Source organism: Nitrosomonas communis (genome assembly GCF_024102715.1).
Lineage (GTDB): Bacteria > Pseudomonadota > Gammaproteobacteria > Burkholderiales > Nitrosomonadaceae > Nitrosomonas > Nitrosomonas communis_B.
In genome coordinates, this window is the sequence record NZ_JAGFJM010000002.1 from 19068 (window position 1) to 42959 (window position 23892).

Below are 23892 nucleotides of genomic sequence, written 5' to 3' on the forward strand. Positions count from 1 at the left end.
TTTGTGTCATTACTATGACAAAACTAAAAACCATCTTCGATTCAGAAAATAAACTGGAAAAACAAAATATACTAGAAAAACAGGCGCTCCAGCTCCACACCTGGATCGTCAACACGCATGAATGCTTCCCCTACCAGAAAGGTATTCACCTGATGTGCGCACATCAAGGCGACATCATCAGGTGTCTTGATACCACTTTCAGTAACGATGATTCTCTCTGGTGGAATGCGCTCAATCAATTGCAAAGTAGTATCGAGACGAGTTTCAAAAGTACGTAAATTCCGATTGTTAATGCCAATCAGAGGCGTAGCCAATTGCAAGGCAAGATCAAGTTCATTTGCATCATGCACTTCAACCAGCACCGCCATACCAAGTGCATGTGCCAGCGACTCAAGCTCAAGCATGCGAGCGAGCGGATCGATTGCGTGTTTTTCATCGGGATAAGGAAACAGCAAAAAAGCAGAAACAATTAGCAGGATACAATCTGCACCCATGGCACGGGCCTCATATACCTGATAATCATCGAGCATGAAGTCCTTGCGTAACACCGGTAACTCACAGGCGGCGCGTGCCTGCTTTAAATAGTCCGCACTTCCCATGAAAAACTGTTTATCTGTCAGAACTGACAAACAGGCAGCGCCATGCCTGGCATAACTTGCCGCAATCTGAGCTGGATCAAAATCTTCGATCACTGCATTGCGTGTATTTCCCATAATCAGATCAGCAGGCGCCATTGCTGACTTTAGCCATCCACGCAATAACCCTTTACTAGGGCTCGCCGCTTTGATTTCAGCGATTATAGCAGGCAAACCTTGATCAATTTTGGTACGAATTGCACCAACAAAATTGCGTGGTGCCACTGCTGCTTGAGCCTCTGCTTTCATCGCCGCCAATGGTTTTGATGCCTTGGCAGCGGCAATTTCCTGTACTTTGACAGTAAGAATTTTATTTAGAATATCGGACATGCTTAAATCCTAGCTACTTTTATGATTGGAAAATGCGATTAATTCCTGCATCTTTTTCATTGCCGCACCACTGGCGAGAATACTGCGTGCTTTCTCAACCCCTTCAGCAAGCGATGTAGTGATTCCTGCCACATAAATAGCCGCACCTGCATTCAGCAGCACAATGTCTCTCGCTGGTCCGGCCTGGTTGTCCAGCACCGACAGCAACATTTCTTTCGCATGGCTTAGATCGGAAACTTTGATTGTTTCAATCGGCGCGCTGGTAATACCGAAATCCTCCGGCTGGATGGTATATTCATAAATTTCCCCCTGCTTAAGCTCGCCCACCTTAGTTTCGCCGGTAATGGTAATTTCATCCAGACCATCATAGCCGTGGACAACCATGACATGATGGCTGCCGAGGCGCTGTAACACACGCGAAATGATGCTAACCAACCGAACATCAAATACGCCCAGTAACTGATTCCTGGCGCCAGCAGGATTGGTCAGCGGCCCCAGAATATTGAATAAGGTACGCACACCCAGTTCACGCCGCACTGGTGCTGCGTATTTCATAGCATTATGGAAATTGGGTGCAAACATGAAGCCGACACCGATTTGATCAATCGATTGAGCGATTTGCTGAGGTGTTTGAGTCAAATTGATTCCTATTGCTTCCAGCACATCCGCACTGCCCGATTTACTGGAAACCGAACGACCGCCATGTTTGGCCACTTGCGCACCTGCTGCAGCCGCAACAAAGGCGGATGCAGTCGATACATTGAAAGTATGGGAAGTATCGCCGCCGGTACCACAGGTATCGACCAGATGGGTCAGATCAGACACATCCACCCGGCTGGCAAACTCGCGCATCACCTGCGCTGCGGCAGCAATCTCATTGATAGTTTCTTTTTTTACGCGCAAACCGGCGATGATTGCCGCGATCATCACCGGTGACAACTCACCACACATGATTTGCCGCATCAGCACCAGCATGTCATCGTATGGAATTTCCCGATGCTCGATCAGGCGAATCAATATCTCTTGTGGGCTCACTGATTAAATTACTTGATGAAAGGACTGAATATCTGACTGTTCACCCGCCAACCAGAAAATTTTTGAGTAGTTGGTGACCATGCTCGCTCAGGATCGATTCCGGGTGAAACTGTACCCCCTCAATCGGTAGTGATTTATGACGCACTCCCATGATTTCGCCATCTTCTGTCCAGGCGGTAATCTCCAGGCAATCCGGCAAGCTTTCGCGTTCAATTACGAGAGAATGATAGCGTGTCGCCACAAACGGATTGGGTAAGCCACGAAATACCCCGACATCATGGTGGAAAATCAGAGAAGTCTTGCCATGCATGAGTTGTTTGGCGTGAACAATGCGACCACCGAACGCCTGTCCGATGCTCTGGTGACCCAGGCATACCCCCAGTGTAGGAACGTGTCCACTATAATCCCTAAGCAATGGCACGGAAATCCCCGCTTCATTCGGCGTGCAAGGACCAGGTGAAATGACTATTCTGTCAGGATGAAGCTGTTTAATACGTTCCAGCGTTATTTCATCATTACGGAAAACCTCGACTTCCTCCCCCAGTTCACCAAAATATTGCACCAGGTTATAGGTGAAAGAATCATAATTGTCGATCATCAGCAGCATTTTTTATATCAGTGAAACAAGTAATCGTGCAGGAAATAAGCAGGTGTTAGATCAGCTTTTCAGGTAGCAATTTTATCACGAACTAAATAATTACCAGCTAAAACCGGCAGCTTTAATCATCGTGACGGAAATTAATAGGACCACTTCTAGCGACCCCTATCATTTGATATATCTTTCAGCTTGTTAGCTGTCCAAAGTACAAATCCCAATATGCTATTGTTACGTTGAGCACCCTAATCGATTGTTAAAAAGGAAGTAAGAAATCGAGTGAAAACAAGATCTGATCTTTATTGCCGGCAAAAGGCCTATAAGCAGCAGTTTTATAAGCATCTACCCTATCGTAGCGTATGTTGGGACGAATCTTAAGTTTCCGTAACAATTCCGATTTAAGTTTCAGTGCCTTAGCCACCTTCCAGTTCATACCAATAGTCACGGCATAATAATCAGCGGGCGCAACAGTTACACTGCTGATATCGCCTGCGTAACTAACCACTCTCCCATTCACAATATTGGTAGCAGCCGCTACCCGGAAAGGCGATGGATTACGAAAACCATCAGCATCACGAAACCACTCACCCCGTATTCCTATTGACAAGCTATCCGTGAGATCATAGTAGAGATGGGTGATAAAACTATACCATTCAGCATCTTTTATTACATTGGTGTATTTCTGATTATTTAGCAAGACCCCACCAGCATGGCCATATACATGATGTAAAACCAGCAGGGTTTTAGGAGTAATCTTGTGCTGCAGCACAATGTTATAAAACCCCCAAGGCTCACTACTCCGTGTAGACGTTTCGCTATAAGTGCCGGAGAGATGAAGTGTGGTTGCATGATTGTCGCTGGTCCAAGTAAAACCAGCAATTCCACCCCAGTTACCCAATTCTTTATCCCAACCACCGTCCCAGCCACCCATAGCACTGCCAGTAATCGCCCCCCCCATGATTAACCAGTTCTCATTGAAATGGTAATTTGCCAGCAAACCGGTATGCGTAAAAGGCTCACCGATATTCAAGGTATAAGCGCGCGTATAAAAGAAGTTATCGGGTGCAGGCACTGTTTCAAAACCAGTGGGGGTGTAGAAATGACCTATTTTGACGTTGAGTCCCTTCCCAAGGGGCGCATAAGCTTCTAAGTAAGTTTGTGGAAGTGCAATACCGTAAGTACGCGTAGAAGCACAGCACAAATCCAGATCCCAGTTACTTCTACTGCGTGGCTCGCCAGTATTGACGTCGAAAGTTGGCACACCAAAAGCTTGCGTAAAAATAGCATCTGTTCCAAACATGAAATCAACGCGTCCACCAAAATCCCATGCATCACCTGTTGATACTACGGAACGGCGCATAAACACATTGAATTGATTGAGCTGGAACCGATTGGCTTGATCGGCAAAAATGACAGGGCCATTATAGCCGTCAGTCTGACTGGGATTAAAAGTTGCGCCAGCATTAATCCAGCCACCCAATTCTACTCTACTGCTCTTTAAAAAGTTTATTAGATTATTAGCTCCAAGGTTATCAGCATGTGAAATGATAACCAGCATACTGACCATTACAGCAAAGTGCAGCCATTGCGGATATTTCAACATATATTTCTACTTTGCAGTTACTTTGCTAAATCAAGATAAAAAGCTATGTCACTTTAAATAATTGCCAGTTGCGCCGTGATTAATACCGCAAGCAGCGTAACGCATTGGGTCAGATATGATGGATTGCGACAGTAATTAAATGCAGGCAGAGCTTAAAAAGCATCTAAAAAATTTTCACTTTTTTGTACTCTTGCACGCAAACTCACTACCCTTCTAGAAGATTAAAAATTATCTATGAGATGATAATTATCTCTCAATAAACCAGCGCCTGCCAGACCTATCCCTTACACCTACTGTCAATAACTGATGAGATAAAGCAAGCAGATTTAACTTCATTCTGAGAAGAATTCACGCGCTTTTTCCATCCATGATTTAGCTCGTGGACTATGACGAGAATTATCTTTCTGGCTAATATCTTCCAGCTCCTGCAACAATTCCTTCTGGCGTGAAGTAAGGTTGACAGGTGTTTCCACCACCACATGACATAAGAGATCACCAGCAGCGTGACTACGTACACCTTTTACTCCTTTGTTCCGCAAACGGAAAATCTTGCCGGTTTGTGTTTCCGCAGGAATCTTGATTCTCGCATGACCATCCAGAGTAGGGATCTCAATTTCTCCACCCAAAGCTGCTGCGGTAAAGCTAATGGGTATCTCACAATGTAAATCATTGCCATCACGTTGGAACACGGGATGGCTTGATAAATGAATTACAACATACAGATCCCCTGGCGGGCCGCCATTGATCCCCGCTTCACCCTCGCCTGAGATACGAATGCGATTACCTTCGTCAACACCTTGCGGGATTTTAATACTCAAGGTTTTATGCTGCTTGACGCGGCCCGCGCCATGGCATGATGAGCATGGGGTAGCAATAATTTTGCCACTGCCATGACATTTGGGACATGTTTGCTGGATAGAGAAAAAACCTTGCTGCATTCTGACCTGACCATGCCCATCACATGTCGTGCAGGTTTTCGGTGAAGTGCCAGGCTTGGCACCATCACCATGGCAAGTATCACAAATCACCATGGTAGGAATGCGAATCTTGGTTTCAGCACCACGGGCAGCTTGTTCTAAGGTAATTTCCAGGTTATAGCGTAAATCTGCACCGCGATGAATGTTGGATCGCCCTCCGCCACCACGCATGCCAAAAATATCACTGAAAATATCGCTGAATGCATCGCCAAATCCATGCGCCCCCGCACCTGCTGCCGCACTAGCATCTACACCTGCATGGCCATACTGATCATAGGCAGTCCGTTTACTGGCATCAGACAGGATCTCATACGCTTCTTTAGCTTCTTTGAAACGCTCCTCCGCCTTTGCATCGCCAGCATTCCGGTCTGGATGATATTTCATCGCCAGCTTACGATAAGCTTTTTTAATTTCACTCTCGTCAGCATCTCTGCCGACACCAAGCACATCATAATAATCGCGTTTGCTCATAAAAATTTCCGGCTATCAGGATCTGGTCAAAGCAGCAAATTGACTGGATGATCATTTTGCTACCTTTATTCAAATCCAGTTTAATTCTGATTTAAAAAGTTAATGATTTTCCTACAAGGAAATATCAAAACGCAGAGCAAACAAGGAATCTTTTTATCCTCGCATCTCTGCGTCTTAGCGCCAATTACAACTAGCTAAAAAGAAATTATTTCTTATCTTTCACTTCTTCAAATTCAGCATCAACCACTTCACCTTCTACTGTCTTCTCATCTTTCTTAGCAGAAGCTGATTCAGTCTTAGCATGCGCTGACTGTGTCTGTTCCTGCGAATAAATCTTTTCTGCCAGTTTTTGAGAAGCTTCGGTTAGTGCTTGGGTTTTTGCTTCAATTGTATCCTTGTCATTTGACTTAAGTGCATCTTCCGCATCTTTCAGTGCAGCTTCTATTTTTGCTTTTTCATCTGCTGCCAGTTTGTCGCCATGTTCTGTCAGCGACTTTCTGACTGAGTGAATCATGGCATCGCACTGATTGCGGCTGTTGACCAGTTCCAATACTTTCTTATCCTCTTCAGCATGTGCCTCGGCATCCTTGACCATGCGTTGAATTTCATCTTCCGACAAACCTGAGCTCGCCTGAATCTTGATTTTGTTTTCCTTACCAGTCGCTTTGTCTTTGGCTGATACATGCAATATACCGTTTGCATCAATATCGAAAGTCACTTCAATTTGCGGCATGCCGCGTGGCGCTGATGGAATATCTGTCAGATTAAACTGTCCCAAGCTTTTATTACCCGATGCCATTTCCCGCTCACCTTGCAGTACGTGAATCGTCACTGCAGTCTGATTATCATCCGCCGTGGAAAACACCTGCTGTGCTTTGGTCGGGATGGTCGTATTCTTTTGAATCAGCTTGGTCATGACACCACCGAGGGTTTCAATGCCTAACGATAACGGCGTCACATCCAACAACAGCACGTCCTTGACATCACCCTTTAATACACCACCCTGAATCGCCGCGCCAATTGCCACCGCTTCATCCGGATTGACATCCTTACGTGGCTCTTTGCCAAAAATCTCTTTAACCTTATCCTGCACTTTAGGCATGCGGGTTTGTCCACCCACCAGAATCACGTCATCGATATCCGAGAAAGACAAACCTGCATCTTTAATTGCAGTACGGCATGGTGCAATCGTGCGTTCGACCAATTCTTCCACCAAACTCTCCAATTTGGCGCGGGTGATTTTGATCGCAAGATGTTTCGGTCCTGAAGCATCTGCCGTGATATAAGGCAGATTGACCTCTGTCTGTTGACTGGATGACAGCTCAATTTTGGCCTTCTCTGCTGCATCTTTCAGACGCTGCAGGGCTAGCATGTCTTTTCTCAGATCAATACCGCTTTCTTTCTTGAATTCATCAACCAGATATTCGATCACCCGCGAGTCAAAATCCTCCCCCCCGAGGAAGGTATCTCCATTGGTAGCAAGCACCTCAAATTGATGCTCGCCTTCTACCTCTGCTATTTCAATAATGGAAATATCGAAAGTGCCACCACCCAAGTCATATACGGCAATCTTACGGTCACCTTCTTTTTTATCCATGCCGAAAGCCAAAGCAGCCGCAGTCGGTTCATTGATAATGCGCTTGACTTCCAAACCTGCAATCCGGCCTGCATCCTTGGTAGCCTGCCGTTGCGAATCATTAAAGTAGGCAGGTACTGTGATGACTGCTTCGGTTACCGGTTCTCCCAGATAATCTTCAGCCGTTTTTTTCATTTTTATCAGCACTTGTGCTGAAATCTCAGGTGGCGCAATCTTCCTGCCACGTACTTCAACCCAGGCATCATTATTATCGGCGCGAACAATACTGTACGGCACCATTTTAATGTCCTTCTGCACCATGTCTTCGTCGAAACGGCGGCCGATGAGCCGTTTTACGGCAAACAAGGTATTCTTTGGATTGGTCACGGCTTGCCGTTTAGCAGCAGCACCTACCAGAATTTCACTATCATCCGTGTAAGCCACGATGGAAGGAGTTGTTCGTGCACCTTCCGAATTTTCAATCACCTTGGGTTTACCACTCTCCATCACTGCGACACACGAGTTGGTGGTACCCAGGTCGATCCCAATTATTTTTCCCATACTTGCTCGATCCTTTAAGAGGTTAAAACTAACAATTTATCTAAAATCTGGAAATGGAGACTTCTACCGAAATCTCAAGTATCTTTACCCTTTGAAACCGCTACCATTGCCGGACGAATCACCCGATCATGCAGCATATAGCCTCTCTGTAATACTTGGGTAACTGTATTTGGGGCAAGTTCTGATTCCACCATACACATTGCCTGATGTTGATGGGGATCAAATTTCTCACCATCTGGATTGATAACCTTAATATTGAATTTCTCGAAAACAGCAGCTAGCTGCTTCTGTGTCAATTCCACGCCATTTTTAAAATTCTCCAGTGTCGCATTCTCGACCGCCAACGCAGCTTCAAGGCTATCCATGACCGCTAGCAATTCAGTAGAAAATTTTTCAATAGCATATTTATGTGCATTAGCAATATCTGCTTGAGCTCGCTTACGGATATTTTCAGCTTCTGCTTTGGCACGCAGCCAGGCATCATGATGTTCAGCTGCATTTAACTCAGCCTCTTTCAGTAACTCCTCAAGACTGGGCATTATCTCCACTTGTGACTCGGTCTCATGGGTATTTTTATCTTTGGAAGCTTCAGCTTCATTTATTTCACCGCTCACCGGTATCAACTCCTGTTCATCTGTTTGTGATTTATTTGATTCTTGCATACTTACCTCCCGATTGTGGGATGTTATATTGGGATCGTTATTCCAATTTCAACCCGTTCAACTCATTTAGATTAGCAAATAGCCTAATCACAAGAAAAATTGCTACAACGTTATTCTTAATACACTAAAAAATCGATGGAAAATAGTGATCGCTAGCTGCCGATTTTGGTGGCCAGCCGGGCCGCCAATCCTGTGTAATTCTGCGGGGTTAATTCCAATAAACGTTTCTTGTCAGCTTCAGGAATTGCCAGATTGGCAATAAACTGATGCAAGGTCTCCTGAGTAATATCCGCCTTACCGCGCGTCAGTGCTTTAAGCTGTTCATAAGGATTGGCTACTCCATAACGACGCATGACCGTTTGAATAGGTTCTGCCAGCACCTCCCAGGAATCCTGCAAATCCTGTTGTAATCGCGCGGTATTGATCTCCAGCTTACCTAATCCTTTTAGACAGGAATCGTAGGCTAACAACATATACCCAAGCGCTACCCCCATGTTGCGCAGTACGGTTGAATCAGTCAGATCGCGCTGCCAGCGTGAGACAGGAAGCTTATCGCTCAGATGCCTGCGTAACGCGTTGGCCATGCCCAGATTGCCCTCCGAGTTCTCGAAATCGATGGGGTTGACCTTGTGCGGCATGGTAGATGAGCCTACTTCTCCTTCCTTGGTTTTCTGTCTGAAATAACCGAGTGAAATATACCCCCACATATCGCGGTCCATATCCAGCAGGATCGTATTGATACGTGCATAAGCATCAAACAGCTCCGCGATGGTGTCATGCGGCTCAATCTGGGTGGTATAGGGATTAAAAGTCAGGCCTAGTTTCTCAACAAAAGCTCCAGCAAATTTTTCCCAGTCCAGCATAGGATAGGCAATGGTATGCGCGTTGTAATTGCCCACCGCACCATTGATTTTGCCTAAAATGGACACGTTCGCAAGTTGGTCATAGCCACGCTGCAAACGATACACCACATTGGCGATTTCCTTACCCATGGTTGTGGGTGTAGCAGGTTGACCATGGGTACGAGCCAGCATGGCAACATCTGCCAGTTGATGCGCCAAGCGCGTCAGACTGTCGATAATTTTTTGGAGCATCGGCAGCATCACCTGATTGCAGCTTGCTTGCAGCATCATGCCGTACGAAAGATTATTGATATCCTCCGAAGTGCAGGCAAAGTGAATGAATTCAGCCACGCGACTAATTTCAGCATTTTCTGACAAAGATGCTTTCAGCCAATATTCGACCGCCTTGACATCATGGTTGGTATGCATTTCGATCACTTTGACCGCTTCCGCATCAGCGCTGGAAAAATTCTCTGTCAGATTATCCAGTTGCGCCATCGTAGCAGGAGAAAAGACAGGCACCTCTGAGATGGCTGGTTCATTGCTTAATGCCTTGAGCCATTCAATTTCTACTCGCACCCGGTAGCGAATCAAGGCAAACTCACTGAAATAGGGCCGCAAATCCTCAACTTTATTGTGATAGCGACCATCCAGCGGAGAAAGCGCATAAATAGGGGAAAAACTCATTTTTTTCTGTGTCCTTGTTTTAATGGATATTTTAACATAGGCCGTTATCACCATGAATGGCGCAGCTGCGTATAATCAGCATCTCCAGTTAATCAAAGGATAACCCCATGAAACTGATTGGATCATTGACCTGTCCCTATGTACGCAAAATTCGCATTATTCTGACTGAGAAGTACATCAACTATGATTTTGCTATCGATATTCCCTGGAATACCGATAGCCACGTTACCACTCACAACCCGCTGGGTAAGATCCCTGTCCTGATTATGGATAATGGGAAAACACTGTTTGACTCACGCGTGATTGCAGAATATTTGGATTCTCTGGAGCATACCGATTCCACTTTCCGCCTTATTCCAGAATCTGGCCCTCATCGATGGGCAGTAAAGCGTTGGGAAGCACTGGCAGATGGTATCTGTGATGCTGCAGCAACCATTTTCCTGGAACTTAAACGCCCTGAGAACCAGCAAAATCAAGAATGGATAAGCCGTCAGCAAAAGAAAATTGATTTGGGCTTAGCGGCCGCTGCCATGGCACTGGACAGTAACGACTGGTGTGAAGAAGAGACAATGACACTGGCCGATATCGCTTTGGGCTGTGCGATGGGCTATTTGACATTTCGTTTTCCGCAAATCGATTGGCGCAAATCTTATCCCAATCTTGCCAAATTGATTGATAAACTGGAGCAACGCGAATCCTTTATCAGTACGGCACCAACAGATAAAGCCAGTTGAATGCTGCGGCAAGTTCGCCATGAACACCAATCATTCACTGCCAGTGATCACCCCTCCACCGAGACATACCTTGCTTTCATACACCACTACAGATTGCCCTGGAGTCACTGCCCATTGTGGCTGCGCAAAGTCAATTTGGCAGCTGCCTTGACCAATACGGTTAATAGCACAGGGTGCATCAATTTGTCGGTAACGGGTTTTTGCTGCATACACCCAGTTGCAATGAGGTGCCTTACCACTGATCCAGGACAGATCAGTCGCCCATAAGGTAGATCGGAGCAATGTCGCATGGTCATGCCCCTGCACCACGATCAATACATTTCTTGCCATATCTTTAGCTGCAACAAACCACGGCTTTTCAGTGCCATCTTTGGTACCACCAATACCCAGTCCCTGCCGTTGCCCGATAGTGTAATACATCAGGCCGATATGCTTGCCGACTACCTTCCCTTCTGGCGTCTGGATTTCTCCTGGTTCATGCGGTAAATACCGATTGAGAAACTCACGGAAGGGCCGCTCGCCGATGAAACAGATGCCAGTGCTGTCCTTCTTAGAAAAATTCGGTAACTTGTGCTCAAGTGCGATTTGACGCACCTCGCGCTTGTAAAGATGACCAACAGGAAATAATGCTTTTGCCAGTTGCTCTTGGTTTAAACGATACAGGAAATAGCTCTGATCCTTGTTGCCATCCTCACCCTTCAATAACTGATACGAATCATTGACCCTACGTACCTGCGCATAGTGGCCCGTGGCAATATAATCTGCGCCAAGGGTAATAGCATGATCGAGAAAAGCCTTGAACTTGATTTCAGCATTACACAATACATCCGGATTAGGTGTTCTCCCGGCTTTATATTCGGCGAGAAACATACTGAATACGCGTTCTTTATATTCGGCCGAGAAATTAATTACTTCCAGCGGAATATCGATAACGTCTGCTACTGATGCCGCATCGATGAAATCCTGGCGGGATGAACAATATTCATCAGTATCATCATCTTCCCAGTTCTTCATGAACAAACCGATCACTTCATAACCCTGTTCTTTTAATAAAAGGGCTGCAACAGAAGAGTCTACCCCCCCGGACATCCCTACTATGACACGCTGTTTCCTCATGACTTCAATCATAATGTGTAATAATTTCCAGAGGATAGCGTTTCCCAGCCAAATAATCTTCGATACATTGCATCACCAGTGGACTGCGATGGCAGCTACTGCGTTCACGAATCTCATGCAGATCAAACCAGGCAGCACACAAAATGCCACTATCCAGCGTTCGATTCGGATCAAAGTCAGTCACCATACCAGACAGCGCAAAACGCAGGAAAGTTGTGTCAGCAGCGTAAGAATGCCAGTGGTAAATGCCTATCAGCCATTGGGGAATAAAAGTATAAGCCGTTTCTTCCAGTACTTCCCGGATACTCGCCTCAATAATGGATTCGCCAGGTTCCAAATGCCCGGCGGGCTGATTGAGTTGTATGCCCTGATCCTGTTGATCTTCTTCTACCAATAGATATTTGCCATTTTGCTCGATAACGGCGGCAACCGTAACATTAGGTTTCCAAATCATGATTGTTGTACGGATTAATTTAATAAAGAAGCGTATCTCTAAAACTTGCTATCATCATGCCAGCAATATATTGATGAGAGTATATTTTTCATGCATATTTCAATCATTATTCCAGCTTTCAACGAAGAACGTTTGATTGGTCAGTGTTTACAGTTTGTTACTGAAGCACTTGCCGCCAACCATAATTTTGGTTTTACTCACGAAATCATCGTGGTCGATAACAATTCTACCGACAACACAGCCAAGCTGGCAAAGCAGGCGGGAGCACGCGTCATTTTTGAACCAATCAATCACATTGCCCGCGCACGTACTGCTGGCACTGCCGCTGCCACTGGAGACTGGCTGATATTTCTGGATGCGGATTGTCTGCTGAGCAAGGAATTATTAACCGATATCTTTCGATTGATCAAGGAAGGCAAGCATGTCGGTGCTGGCAGCACCCTGCTGATGCCAGGACAGCCCTGGTGGGCAAATGCAATATTAAAGCTATGGACAGTATTATCCGTTTTATTCGGCTGGGCCGCAGGTGCATTAATGGTATGTAACAGTAAAGCATTTCATGAAATAGGTGGTTTCAATCTGGAACTCTACGCAGCAGAGGAGATTGAATTCAGTCAAAAACTCAAAAAGTGGGGCCAGGCCCACCGTCTCAAATTTACGATTCTAACAACCCACCCTCTCGTAACATCGGCAAGAAAAATTAAACTCTATAGCAAGCGAGAAATTTTTGGACAATTTTTACGTCTTATCCTCCATCCCTACCGATCGCTGCATGACAAAAAATGGCTATCGATGTGGTATGACGGGCGACGTTAACTCCTCAGTCACCTAAACATATGCATCCTACTGAACACACCAATAAAGAAACTGCTCATATGCGCTGGAGTCATATCCTGCTGATTGTGCTACTCACCATCGCTGTCACTATAGCGGGCACTTACTGGGTACTCAAGACCTACATTTTCACCACCTCGTTTACCCCAGTTATACTCAGTACAAAGGAAGAAAAAACACTTACGGCCAAACTGCATGCGCTCGGCTATGCGCCTGAATTCTCATCGCGCACAATGAATGAAAAAGAAAATCATGAGATCGGTGAAGACGGATTCCTGAAACCGGAACCCTATTCTGAAGAAAATGCCCCGCGTGAAATCAGCTTCACCGAACGGGAGCTGAATGCATTACTCGCTAAAAATACCGATCTTGCACAGAAGCTGGCCATCGATCTGGCCGATAATCTCGTCAGCGCAAAGCTGCTCATTCCACTTGAAGAGGATTTTCCGGTACTGGGTGGCAAAACACTCCGTTTCAATGCCGGCATCGGCATGGCCTATCAGCATGACAAACCCGTCATTATCCTCAAAGGTGTCAGCATCATGGGTATCCCCATCCCTAACGCTTGGCTGGGTGGCATAAAAAATATCGATCTGGTCAGTGAATTTGGTGTCGACCCAGGATTCTGGCAATCCTTTTCCGAAGGCGTCGAAAATATTCAAGTGACAGATGGCAAAATCAATATCAAGCTTAAAGAATAATCAGCCTTTGCGTGCAAAACCCTGCGCTCATACAACAACTTTGCTTGACACTGCGCTGGTGTCCAACAAGTTAAAACTATTCAACTAACAGTTATACTTTACAAGATGACAGGATTTATCGAACATACTTTTTCCCAAAATTTAAAGGTTACCCTCTATGCTCTGGATTAAATCATTACATATTATTTTCATGGTTACCTGGTTTGCTGGCTTGTTCTATTTACCTCGATTGTTTGTTTATCATGCCATGTGTAACGACCAGCCAGGAAATGAACGCTTCAAAGTGATGGAACGCAAACTTTATTACGGTATCATGACACCAGGAGCATTGTTAACGCTGATATTCGGAACTTGGTTATGGCTCGGTTACGGTTTCTCTGGCGCCTGGCTGCATGCCAAATTAGCACTGGTCCTGCTGTTGATTGCATACCATATTTATTGCGGCAAACTATTGATTAATTTCAAACATGATCGCAATCAACACGGCCATGTTTATTATCGCTGGTTCAATGAAATTCCTGTCGTTATCTTATTTGCAGTAGTCATGCTCGTCGTGGTGAAGCCCTGGTAATCTTGCTGCTTCCCTGATACAGATTACTCGTCCATGACTTCCTGACCTGGAAATAATACTGCCGTGAAACCAAATTTGCGAAAATCCGTAATGCGCATCGGATAAAGTATGCCGTGGAGATGATCACATTCATGTTGCACCACACGCGCATGAAAACCATCGACGCTTCGGTCAATGGTATTGCCATACTGATCGACACCTCGGTAGCGTAACCGGGTATAGCGGGGAACCATACCACGCATACCTGGAACACTCAAACATCCTTCCCAGTCTTCTTCCATCTTTTTTGTCAAAGGTGTCAAAACAGGATTAATCAAGACGGTAAAAGGCACCGTCTCAGCCTCCGGATAGCGCGGATTGTATTCCACACCAAATATAACCACCTGCTGATCAATGCCAATTTGCGGTGCAGCCAATCCAGCGCCATTTAGCGCAGCCATCGTATCGCGCATATCCTGAATCAACCCATCGAGTTCGGGTGTGTTGAATGTATTTACTTTCTTTGCCACTTGTAACAGGCGTGAATCACCCATTCTCAAAACAGTTCTAATCGTCATTTATTTTTACCAAATGTTCCAATATATTTCGTACACTTACCATGGCGTTCTCCAAAACGGCATAAACTTCCTCTAACGGAATCGCTCGAACGCTGGTGCCACGCCCTGCCGCATAGTTCGCCACCGCCGCAATGGCGGCATAAGGCAATCCCAATTCCTTGGCGAGTACTGCTTCTGGCATACCGGTCATGCCGATCATATCTACTCCATCTCGCTCCAACCGATTCACCTCTGCCGCCGTCTCAAGCCGCGGCCCCTGCGTAACAGCATAAACTCCCCCATCGATAATGTTTTCGTTTGCCTCTCTTGCGGCTGTCAGTAAATAGTTGCGCGTATCCAGACAAAAAGGATGGGTAAAATCAGTATAAGTAATAGGCCTATCGGTATTATCAAAATAGGTGAAATTCCGGCCATAGGTATAATCAATAATTTGATCTGGCACCACTACCCTACCCGGGATCAAATCTGCGCGGATGCCACCTACCGATACGACCGCAATAACCTTTTTTGGTTTAAATAAATGCAGCGCCCAGAGATTCGCGCGGTAATTGACCGCATGTGGTGGAATAGTATGGCCGTGACCATGTCGCGCCAGAAATACAATTTCCTGATCATGGATTTTGCCAAAGGTCAAAGGTCCGGATGGCTCACCATAAGGCGTTCTCACGATCTGCCGATGAGATATTTTCAGACAAGCAAGCTTGGTCATCCCGCTACCACCAATAATTGCAAGCATACTTTTTTCTACTTTATCCCTTAATGGCATAAATTGTAGTTATATTCACCATAGACCTTCTCTATCCATGCCATAGTTAAATAGATATTGAGCCTGGCAATGTCATACCGATAAAATCTGCTCATCCCGGTTTTGCCTAATCAATAGTTTCATCTGTGAGCATCGCTATAAAATGCTTTTGCATCATTATTCCTAATACGCTAATGAATCGTAGCAAGTGTGAATCCTTCGTCAAGTACATCATCCAAAAGCAGTACGACTCCCTCTGTCAAATTCAGGCGCGATGATGCTTTCCAATGAATACGCTCGCTTCAAAGCTTGCGATTATAGCGAGTCTCATACAAAAAATCGAAATCCAGCGGGAAAATCAGTAAAAGCAATTATTATCCGGTAAGGACCCGTAACAAAATAAATCTGCCAAATTCCAGAGCCTAAGCACCACCACACCTTCTATTACACAAAAAACTAATAAATGTTGACTCGATTACACCGTGGTAATCTCTTTGTCCTCATGTTCAACTGTTTTCATTAACATTTGCACGCATACGAGCAACTCTGTATCCATCAACAGTTGTCTTGCTTTCTGATCGGTTAATAAATCAACATATCAATATCAACTGCTGCTCGCACAGCCATCAAGCAATTCCAGCAATGCTGCTTCATCCAATATCATAATTTTCAATTCCACAGCTTTGCCATATTTGCTACCAGGATCAGCACCCACCACCACATAATCAGTTTTTGAGGAAACACTGCCTGTGACCTTTCCACCGAAATGCTCGATTCTTTCTTTCGCAGTCTCTCGGCTCATGTTGGGTAACGTTCCAGTCAGAACAAAAGTCTTGCCACGAATAGGGCTGCTGGCTGGTATAGCCACTTCAGCGCTTTCTTGCCAACTGACACCGCTGCTGCGCAATTGCTCGATCACTTCCCGATTGTGCTGCTCGGCAAAAAAATCGGCAATACTCTGCGCCACGACCGGACCGATATCCGGAATTTGCTGCAACTGTTCCACCTTCATCGCCATCAAGCGATCAAGCTGGCCGGCAAAATGCGCCAGTTCCTTAGCAGTAGATTCGCCTACATGGCGAATGCCCAGTGCATAAATAAAGCGGGGAAGCGTAGTCCGTTTGCTTTTTTCAATTGCCAGCAGAACATTATTAGCTGATTTCTCGGCCATACGCTCCAGATTGGCCAATGCGGCAATACCGAGTTTATAAAGATCAGCGGGGGTACGCACGATGGCATGATCTACCAATTGATCGACCAATTTTTCACCGAGTCCTTCGATATCCATGGCACGGCGCGAAGCAAAATGCAAAATCGCCTGCTTGCGCTGCGCCGGACAAAACAAACCACCGGTACACCGTGTGACTGTTTCTCCCGGCAGGCGCACTGCCCGTGCACCGCACACTGGACAGTGATCGGGCATTAAAAAAGGTTTTGTGTGAGGTGGCCGCTGTTCAGGGACAATTCCCACCACTTCAGGAATGACATCTCCTGCCCGGCGTACAATGACCTTATCACCAATCATAATCTGCTTGCGTTTGACTTCATCTTCATTATGCAGCGTCGCATTGGTTACGGTCACACCGCCGACAAAAACTGGCACCAATCTTGCCACAGGTGTCAAAGCGCCCGTTCTACCAACTTGTACATCAATACCAAGTAATTCGGTCGCTGCTTCCTGCGCAGGATATTTATGCGCAATGGCGAATCGTGGTGCACGCGAGACAAACCCCAGTTTTTCCTGTTGCGTCAAGCTGTTCACTTTATAAACAACACCATCGGTATCATAAGGTAGCTTATCACGCAAAGTCGCCATCTGATGGTAGCAAGCCAATAATGCCGTGACCCCGGTAACCACTTTATACTCGTGCGCAATCGGAAAATACAATGATCTCAGGTAGGCAATGATTTCACTGTGTTGACTATAGGGCGTAGGCTCGCCTTCATGAACACCGACGCCATAGGCAAAGAAAGTCAGCCTGCGCTTCGCTGTAATGCCAGGATCAAGCTGCCTGAGCGAACCTGCTGCCGCATTACGTGAGTTAGCAAAGATCTTTTCACCTTTTTTCTGCTGCTCCAGATTAAGCCGTTCAAAATCTGCCTTCAATATCAGCACTTCGCCACGCACCTCAAGCAAGGCAGGTGGCTGCTCTATGGGTAAGTGCAAAGGAATCGATTTAATGGTGCGCAAATTGAGCGTAATATCCTCCCCCGTATAGCCATCACCACGTGTTGCACCTGTCGTTAATACACCTTGCTCATAGGTCAGACTGACTGCCAAGCCGTCAAATTTGGGTTCTACCGTATATTCAACAGCGTCGATATTTAACTCTTCGCGTATACGTCGATCAAATGCTTCCACCTCAGCATCTTCAAACGCATTATTGAGGGAAAGCATGGGAGTACGATGAGTAACGTGGATAAACTCTTTGAGCGGTGCAGCTCCTACCCGCTGGGTAGGAGAATCAGGAGTCACCAGTTGAGGATATTGCTGCTCGATTTGCTGCAATTCACGAAACAACCGGTCGTATTCCACATCCGGGATGGTCGGAGCGTCCAGCACATAATACCGATAATTATGCATATCAATCGCTGCCCGTAATGCTTCCACTTGCTGCCGGATTGTTTCGATGGAGTCATTCATGTCAATTCCAAGATATTCGCTTGTAAAGGTAAATCAGTGATGGTTTTTTTAATTGGGTATGCTTTGATGATTTTACCCTTCAGAAATGCTGACGTCAGTACGATTCAAAGATCATCCGCGCTACTACGATCAAATGACACTTGCACCATGAATTCAGCTTTCCCCTTAAAATCTTCTCGCTGTTTGATCTCTAGATCACTACAATAACTGGTAGTGTTGATATGTTTCTATCCATTCTCATTATGAACGACCAACAACTCAAGATTCGCATCAAGCTCAATCAGATTCCGCAATCACTTGAAGGCACGCACCCGGAAGAAACTGCTGATGAACCCCTTGCAGTTTTCGAAAAACCACCTTTCGATTGGCGAAAAATAACGGCAGCGGCACTGTTATTCGCAGCAATACTCACTGGCATTTCATATGGGTGGTTAGCGGAAGAAAATGATGCAGCCATTACAGAGTCTTCACCCGCAGAAGAGACTCATTCCATTAGCAATGAGAGCTTGCTGCCCGATAATAAGATCGAATCAAGTGACCGCCCAGCGGACGATAAAAGTACTGCCAGCCCCACTACGGCGGTTGACATATTTCCTGCAGCAAAGCCTGCGATTTCTACAGTCAAGCCCATCCCTAAACCTCCCATTGGAACGCGGACTCTAAATTACGATGTGATTCCCCCTAAAAAGCCTGATATCGTAAAATGAATTTGCAGCCTTGTGTATTGGAATACCCTTTGTTGACCGGATACAACAACTATGAAATTCTGTAGTCATTGCAGTGCTACCCTCGTATTGCGCATACCTGAAGGTGACACGTTACCTCGCTTTATCTGTTCCACTTGCCATACCATTCATTACCAGAATCCCAAAATGATCGTTGGATGTATTCCGGAATGGAAAGACAAAATTCTATTGTGCCGCCGTGCAATTGCGCCCAAGCAAGGGAAATGGACGGTACCTGCAGGATTTATGGAGAACCATGAAACATTAGCTCATGCAGCTGCCCGCGAAACATTGGAAGAAGCCAATGCAAGAGTAGAGATTGGTGATTTATACGCTGTCTATAATTTGCCTCATATCAGTCAAGTCTATCTTCTGTTTCAGGCTCGTTTGCTGGATATGGATTTTTCTCCCGGGATAGAAAGTCTGGAAGTCAGGCTTTTCGATGAGCACGAAATTCCATGGAATGACATAGCTTTCCGCGTGATTCATGATCCTTTGAAGCGCTACCTGGAAGAACGCCGCCAAGGTCAGATTAGTTTTCATATGGGTGTGATCGATCAAGCCCCGTCATGATTGTCAATAATAGGCTTCTTACAAAATAGATGGTGAGGTCATCGATCATGAGATTTCTGCTGGAAAACAAATGTTGCGGGTGGATAACGTTCTTGCTGACGATACTCTTAATGCTATATACCATTCAGGGTATCGCAGCTCAGGGAATAACCACTTCGTCTGAATCACGTTTAATCCCGGTCGCTTCTGGATCACATCAGCAAAACACAATCATCGTATTCTACCGAGAAACACTGGGAGGCACGAGAGATGCTCTGGAGAGCGCCTCTTTGACCATTTTCAATGATGGCTATATACAGATCTATCGCCCGCCCTATATGAAACAGGCCGGCACCTATGAAGCTTATCTGGAGCCCAATGCTCTGGATCACTTATGGCGTATACTAACAGAAAGAAAAATTCTGGAATTTGATTCGACGCTTGTCCGCAATAAGATACAAGAAGTCAAACAACAGCGGGAAGCACTTTTTTCTCCAATTGAAAGTATCTTGGATGCACCTGTTACTATTATTGAAATTTATCCCAATCGATATCAATCTGCTGAAATATTTGAACAGGGAGATCTTAATGCAAGAAAAAATATTTCCTGGCACGGGCTTAAATGGACAGCTGAACAATTTCCCGATATTGAGGAAATTCAGCACCTGCACTCGATTCAGCAACAGCTAAAAACAATTATGCAACGATCTGATCTTAAAAAAATCAAGTAACCACAAATCTGTCAGCATACCCATCATGACAGCTAAAGCAACGCCGATCATTTATGTTTGATAGATCAAGATGACGCGCATACGCCTTCAACCCGAATTTCTCAGACTCACCGGCTTAAAGCTAGCATTACTTTCAATGATAATCAGTGTAGCTTCGTCCTCTTTTGCAGGAACATTCGGATTCGCAGGAGAAGAATATGGCGTCAATATCATTACTCATCCTCCAGGTTACAGTGGTGCAGGCGGAATTCTAACCGTAACGATTGGCATATCACCCTCATCCCCTCATGCCCAAGAAATGGTGCTTCCTATCCAGAACGTCATCACTACTTGGAATAACTTGATTCCTACACTCGGTAATATCACCACAGATAGCGGCAATGTTCCTCCCAACCAATTTGATTTTGAATCGGTTGCACTGCACGAATTGGGACATTGTATTGGCCTAGGACATCCCAATCTTGCCTCAGAATCAGGATTGGGTGGCACAGATAGAAATTTTACTCAATCCATCAAGGGTGCTGACAATCAATTTAACCTTGACAAAGGGGCTGATGGCATCATTGGTTCCGGTGATGATTTACGCGGTGATGACATTAATCTTCACTGGTTCCGTAAAAGCAACAACAATCCATTCAGTATCGCAACAAAAGTCGATACAACGACTTATAGCCGTGATCTAACCGATCTTCCGCCTGGCAACACCTTTGCTGCAAATGCTGCTCGTAGCGTCGGTGCGTTATTCAATATCCAGAATACCGAGGCCGTCATGCAGCAGGGAATTTTTGCTGGCGAAATACAACGTATATTGGCTGCAGATGATGTGGCTACTGTGCGGCTGGCTATGAGCGGACTGGACGGATTAGCAAACACTGCCGATGATTATTCGTTAAAACTGGAATTTGTTGGGTTCACTGATACTGCCGACATTGTTTTTAGTTTTGATAACAGTAGAGCATCCCTTTCAGCATGTGAAATTAGCGCAATGGCAATCAATCCCGTACATTTCGCAATCATTCACGGTCGAATTTACTTTAACAGCAATATCTCATGGTTTTTTAATGATGCACCCAGTCCTGATCCTCCCAAGCTATCAACGCCCACCCCCACTATTTTTGCCAATCGGCTAAATGATTCCCTAGCCTTGACACAAGACGACATCTTGGCGCTTACTGTGTCACTCAATCCCGGTGTCTATGCAAATAATCAGGTAGATTACTGGGTGCAAGCGCTTACCCCAATGGGAACATTCTGGTTAAATGATCAATTTGAATTTATCCAATCAAACCAGCCGGTTCGCGTCTATGGTGGTGATCTATGGGCATTCGACCATTTTCCCATTTTGAATGTTTCTGCAAATAGACTTCCTCCCGGCACTTATACCATAACTTTCGCTGTTGATGACAATCTGGACGGTATCGCTAATGGCACTTTTATCGACACTGTCACCATTACCATTACCCCTTAGCATGATCTTTACCTCGACTGATAATAGCATGCCACTTAATCACAAATTGCTTCCGGGAAGATATCAGACCATCTCCTAATAAAATCGGGAATAATGCGCTCAGCTAGTAATCTCAACGGCTGTTCCCACTGCCACCTGCTCAAATAAATCCAGCAAATCACAATTGTGCATGCGGATACAGCCGATCGAACCGGGCTTGCCCATCTTTGCGCTATCGGGGCTACCATGGATGTAAATATAGCGGCGCATAGTATCAACCAGCCCTAATCGATTAAAACCGATCTCACATCCTGACAACCACATGATACGTGTCAGGATCCAGTCCCGGCCGGGAAAGCGTTCTGCCAGTTTGGGCGTGTAAATTTCTCCAGTAGGCCGACGTTTGACGAAGACGGTATTGACTGGCAATTTATCCCCAATTTTGGCACGGATAATATGCTTGCCTAGTGGTGTACAGAAGCTTCCTCGCTGCTGACCGACACCGTTTCTGGCAGAAGATATCAAGTAATCTCTGACAACTTTGCCCTCATCATTCAACAGCACAAGTTGCTGTCGGTTAATGCTGATATGGATTCTCATAATAATGTGGCCTTGCCAGAACTCCGCTTCATGATAAAAAATTGTTTCAGCAAGCTGCTCGCCTCGTCTGCCAGCACACCACCACTCACTTCCAAATGATGATTAAGTCCTGATTCTGCTGGTAAATTCAACACGCTTCCGCAGACACCTGTCTTGGGATCTGCGGCAGCATACACAAGACGCTTGATCCTGGCATGGAAAAGCGCCCCTATGCACATAGTGCAAGGCTCTAGGGTAACGAACAACATACAATCCAATAAACGATAATTACCTAAATTCTGGGCTGCATCACGTAAAGCCATTACCTCTGCATGTGCTGTGGGATCCATCGCGCTGATAGAACGATTATAGCCACGGCCGATGATTTCGCCGTTTCTAACGATCACTGCGCCGACTGGAACTTCTCCCAACGCCTGTGCCTTGAGGGCAAGATCAAGTGCTGCCTGCATAAAATATTGGTCATTCCTGAAGAGTGTGTTCATATGATTTAATTGAATAATTCAAGCATCAGCGCATCTTTTATGCTACATTCACATCGCATGCAAGTTTTCTTTTATTGCCACATATGGTAACGCCTTCCCAAGAATCAAAACTTCCCAACATTAATCATGCCCGCAATGAGCTGAATACACTACGTGACCTGTTGCGTTTTGCAGTAAGTTATTTCAATCAAGCTAACTTGTTTTTTGGCCATGGTTTTCCCACAGCTTACGATGAAGCCGCTCATCTGATTTTACATGCATTGCATCTTACCCCGGATCAGTTAGATCTATTCCTGGACGCACGCATCATTCAGTCAGAGCGCGATCAGATCATTCATCTCATTGAACAACGCGTAAGCGAAAGAATTCCAACTGCCTATCTAACAAATGAAGCCCGGTTAGGTGACTTTAGTTTTTACGTCGATCAACGCGTTATCATCCCGCGCTCTTTTATCGCTGAATTATTGCAAACTCGATTGATGCCCTGGATCAAACATCCTGCTGCTATCCATTCTGCACTGGATTTGTGCACTGGTTCAGGTTGTCTGGCTGTATTACTGGCTCACGCTTTTGAAAATGCAGAGATTGATGCAGTGGATATTTCTGCTGAAGCACTGGATGTCGCGCATAAAAATATAAACCGTTATGATCTATCGCATACCATCAATCCAATTCAGTCCAATCTATTCAGTGCATTGCACGGCCGACGCTATGATGTAATCGTGAGCAATCCACCTTACGTCAATGCCGAATCGATGGCAGCACTCCCCAAAGAGTATCACCATGAACCGCAGATTGCGCTGACAGGTGGCTTGGATGGCTTGGCCATAACACGAACGATATTGCGCGAGGCCGCTGACTATCTGACCGAGCAGGGAATATTGATCGTCGAGATTGGCCATAATCGCGCTATCCTTGAGCAAATCTTTCCGCGTACGCCTTTTACCTGGCTGGAAACAAGCGCAGGTGATCAATTTGTTTTCATGTTGAAGCGAAGCGATTTAACTTAGCTTGCTTATTTTTTG

The 23892-nt window shown here is 45.5% G+C and carries 24 protein-coding genes; 9 read left to right on the forward strand and 15 right to left on the reverse strand.

All coding sequences use genetic code 11. The features are described from left to right. Window positions 1-71 precede the first annotated feature (71 nt). The 8 genes from J5I83_RS00120 to purB all read right to left on the reverse strand — a co-directional run bounded on the left by J5I83_RS00120 (window position 72) and on the right by purB (window position 9974). Window positions 72-965, reverse strand: a complete 894-nt coding sequence (locus tag J5I83_RS00120) for an indole-3-glycerol phosphate synthase TrpC (protein ID WP_304052313.1) — start codon at window positions 963-965, stop codon at window positions 72-74. A 9-nt stretch (window positions 966-974) separates the two neighbouring features. After that, window positions 975-2000 carry an anthranilate phosphoribosyltransferase gene (gene trpD / locus J5I83_RS00125; protein WP_304052315.1) on the reverse strand — a complete coding sequence of 342 codons (1026 nt, stop codon included), beginning with the start codon at window positions 1998-2000 and terminating at the stop codon, window positions 975-977. A 40-nt stretch (window positions 2001-2040) separates the two neighbouring features. Continuing rightward, a complete protein-coding gene (locus J5I83_RS00130) occupies window positions 2041-2607 on the reverse strand; it encodes an aminodeoxychorismate/anthranilate synthase component II (protein WP_304052317.1) in 567 nt (188 codons plus the stop codon). Window positions 2608-2851: 244 nt separating this feature from the next. Next, window positions 2852-4198: a porin gene (locus J5I83_RS00135; RefSeq protein ID WP_304052319.1), complete on the reverse strand. Its 1347-nt coding sequence runs from the start codon at window positions 4196-4198 to the stop codon at window positions 2852-2854. A 332-nt stretch (window positions 4199-4530) separates the two neighbouring features. Beyond that, window positions 4531-5646 carry a molecular chaperone DnaJ gene (dnaJ, locus tag J5I83_RS00140; protein WP_304052321.1) on the reverse strand — a complete coding sequence of 372 codons (1116 nt, stop codon included), beginning with the start codon at window positions 5644-5646 and terminating at the stop codon, window positions 4531-4533. Window positions 5647-5851: 205 nt separating this feature from the next. Next, a complete protein-coding gene (gene dnaK / locus J5I83_RS00145) occupies window positions 5852-7783 on the reverse strand; it encodes a molecular chaperone DnaK (protein WP_304052322.1) in 1932 nt (643 codons plus the stop codon). A gap of 74 nt (window positions 7784-7857) precedes the next feature. Continuing rightward, a complete protein-coding gene (gene grpE / locus J5I83_RS00150; protein WP_304052323.1) occupies window positions 7858-8445 on the reverse strand; it encodes a nucleotide exchange factor GrpE in 588 nt (195 codons plus the stop codon). 152 nt (window positions 8446-8597) lie between these two features. Next, window positions 8598-9974: an adenylosuccinate lyase gene (purB, locus tag J5I83_RS00155; protein WP_304052324.1), complete on the reverse strand. Its 1377-nt coding sequence runs from the start codon at window positions 9972-9974 to the stop codon at window positions 8598-8600. Window positions 9975-10081: 107 nt separating this feature from the next. Here purB and J5I83_RS00160 point away from each other — a divergent pair, with 107 nt between their 5' ends. Further along, the gene (locus tag J5I83_RS00160; protein ID WP_304052325.1) at window positions 10082-10708 is read left to right on the forward strand and encodes a glutathione S-transferase; all 627 of its coding nucleotides are present in this window, start codon (window positions 10082-10084) and stop codon (window positions 10706-10708) included. A 30-nt stretch (window positions 10709-10738) separates the two neighbouring features. On the opposite strand, the gene mnmA is transcribed toward J5I83_RS00160, so the two are convergent. Further along, the gene (mnmA, locus tag J5I83_RS00165; RefSeq protein WP_304052326.1) at window positions 10739-11824 is read right to left on the reverse strand and encodes a tRNA 2-thiouridine(34) synthase MnmA; all 1086 of its coding nucleotides are present in this window, start codon (window positions 11822-11824) and stop codon (window positions 10739-10741) included. Window positions 11825-11828: 4 nt separating this feature from the next. Further along, window positions 11829-12278, reverse strand: a complete 450-nt coding sequence (locus J5I83_RS00170) for an NUDIX hydrolase (RefSeq protein ID WP_304052327.1) — start codon at window positions 12276-12278, stop codon at window positions 11829-11831. Between the two features lie 90 nt (window positions 12279-12368). On the opposite strand from J5I83_RS00170, the gene J5I83_RS00175 reads away from it, so the two are divergent. The 3 genes from J5I83_RS00175 (at window position 12369) to hemJ (ending at window position 14384) form a co-directional block, all read left to right on the forward strand. After that, window positions 12369-13094, forward strand: a complete 726-nt coding sequence (locus J5I83_RS00175; protein ID WP_304052328.1) for a glycosyltransferase — start codon at window positions 12369-12371, stop codon at window positions 13092-13094. A gap of 20 nt (window positions 13095-13114) precedes the next feature. Continuing rightward, the gene (locus tag J5I83_RS00180; protein ID WP_304052329.1) at window positions 13115-13813 is read left to right on the forward strand and encodes an arginine N-succinyltransferase; all 699 of its coding nucleotides are present in this window, start codon (window positions 13115-13117) and stop codon (window positions 13811-13813) included. A 157-nt stretch (window positions 13814-13970) separates the two neighbouring features. Further along, the gene (gene hemJ / locus J5I83_RS00185; protein ID WP_304052330.1) at window positions 13971-14384 is read left to right on the forward strand and encodes a protoporphyrinogen oxidase HemJ; all 414 of its coding nucleotides are present in this window, start codon (window positions 13971-13973) and stop codon (window positions 14382-14384) included. A 23-nt stretch (window positions 14385-14407) separates the two neighbouring features. Here the strand turns inward: hemJ and def are convergent, their stop codons facing one another. The 3 genes from def to ligA all read right to left on the reverse strand — a co-directional run bounded on the left by def (window position 14408) and on the right by ligA (window position 18330). After that, complete coding sequence (gene def, locus J5I83_RS00190; protein WP_304052331.1) at window positions 14408-14941, reverse strand: peptide deformylase; 534 nt, start codon at window positions 14939-14941, stop codon at window positions 14408-14410. Continuing rightward, window positions 14931-15677, reverse strand: a complete 747-nt coding sequence (locus J5I83_RS00195; RefSeq protein WP_304052332.1) for an S-methyl-5'-thioinosine phosphorylase — start codon at window positions 15675-15677, stop codon at window positions 14931-14933. Before J5I83_RS00195 ends, def begins: the two co-directional genes overlap by 11 nt. Before the next feature lie 613 nt (window positions 15678-16290). Then, entirely contained in the window at window positions 16291-18330 is a 2040-nt protein-coding gene (ligA, locus tag J5I83_RS00200) for an NAD-dependent DNA ligase LigA (protein WP_304052333.1), read from the reverse strand. A gap of 221 nt (window positions 18331-18551) precedes the next feature. Between ligA and J5I83_RS00205 the strand changes: the two genes are divergently transcribed. From J5I83_RS00205 to J5I83_RS00220, 4 genes are all read left to right on the forward strand, one after another. After that, window positions 18552-19037: a hypothetical protein gene (locus J5I83_RS00205; protein ID WP_304052334.1), complete on the forward strand. Its 486-nt coding sequence runs from the start codon at window positions 18552-18554 to the stop codon at window positions 19035-19037. Window positions 19038-19088: 51 nt separating this feature from the next. Continuing rightward, on the forward strand, window positions 19089-19628 hold the full coding sequence (locus J5I83_RS00210) for an NUDIX hydrolase (RefSeq protein WP_304052335.1): 540 nt from the start codon (window positions 19089-19091) through the stop codon (window positions 19626-19628). A gap of 47 nt (window positions 19629-19675) precedes the next feature. Continuing rightward, the gene (locus J5I83_RS00215) at window positions 19676-20338 is read left to right on the forward strand and encodes a hypothetical protein (protein ID WP_304052336.1); all 663 of its coding nucleotides are present in this window, start codon (window positions 19676-19678) and stop codon (window positions 20336-20338) included. 136 nt (window positions 20339-20474) lie between these two features. Continuing rightward, entirely contained in the window at window positions 20475-21806 is a 1332-nt protein-coding gene (locus J5I83_RS00220; RefSeq protein WP_304052337.1) for a hypothetical protein, read from the forward strand. Window positions 21807-21905: 99 nt separating this feature from the next. On the opposite strand, the gene J5I83_RS00225 is transcribed toward J5I83_RS00220, so the two are convergent. Then, a complete protein-coding gene (locus J5I83_RS00225) occupies window positions 21906-22385 on the reverse strand; it encodes a L,D-transpeptidase (protein WP_304052338.1) in 480 nt (159 codons plus the stop codon). Beyond that, window positions 22382-22867 carry a tRNA adenosine(34) deaminase TadA gene (tadA, locus tag J5I83_RS00230; RefSeq protein WP_304052339.1) on the reverse strand — a complete coding sequence of 162 codons (486 nt, stop codon included), beginning with the start codon at window positions 22865-22867 and terminating at the stop codon, window positions 22382-22384. The genes J5I83_RS00225 and tadA overlap by 4 nt, the downstream gene beginning before the upstream one ends. 83 nt (window positions 22868-22950) lie before the next feature. On the opposite strand from tadA, the gene prmB reads away from it, so the two are divergent. Continuing rightward, window positions 22951-23877 carry a 50S ribosomal protein L3 N(5)-glutamine methyltransferase gene (prmB, locus tag J5I83_RS00235; RefSeq protein ID WP_304052341.1) on the forward strand — a complete coding sequence of 309 codons (927 nt, stop codon included), beginning with the start codon at window positions 22951-22953 and terminating at the stop codon, window positions 23875-23877. The last annotated feature ends 15 nt before the right edge of the window (window positions 23878-23892 follow it).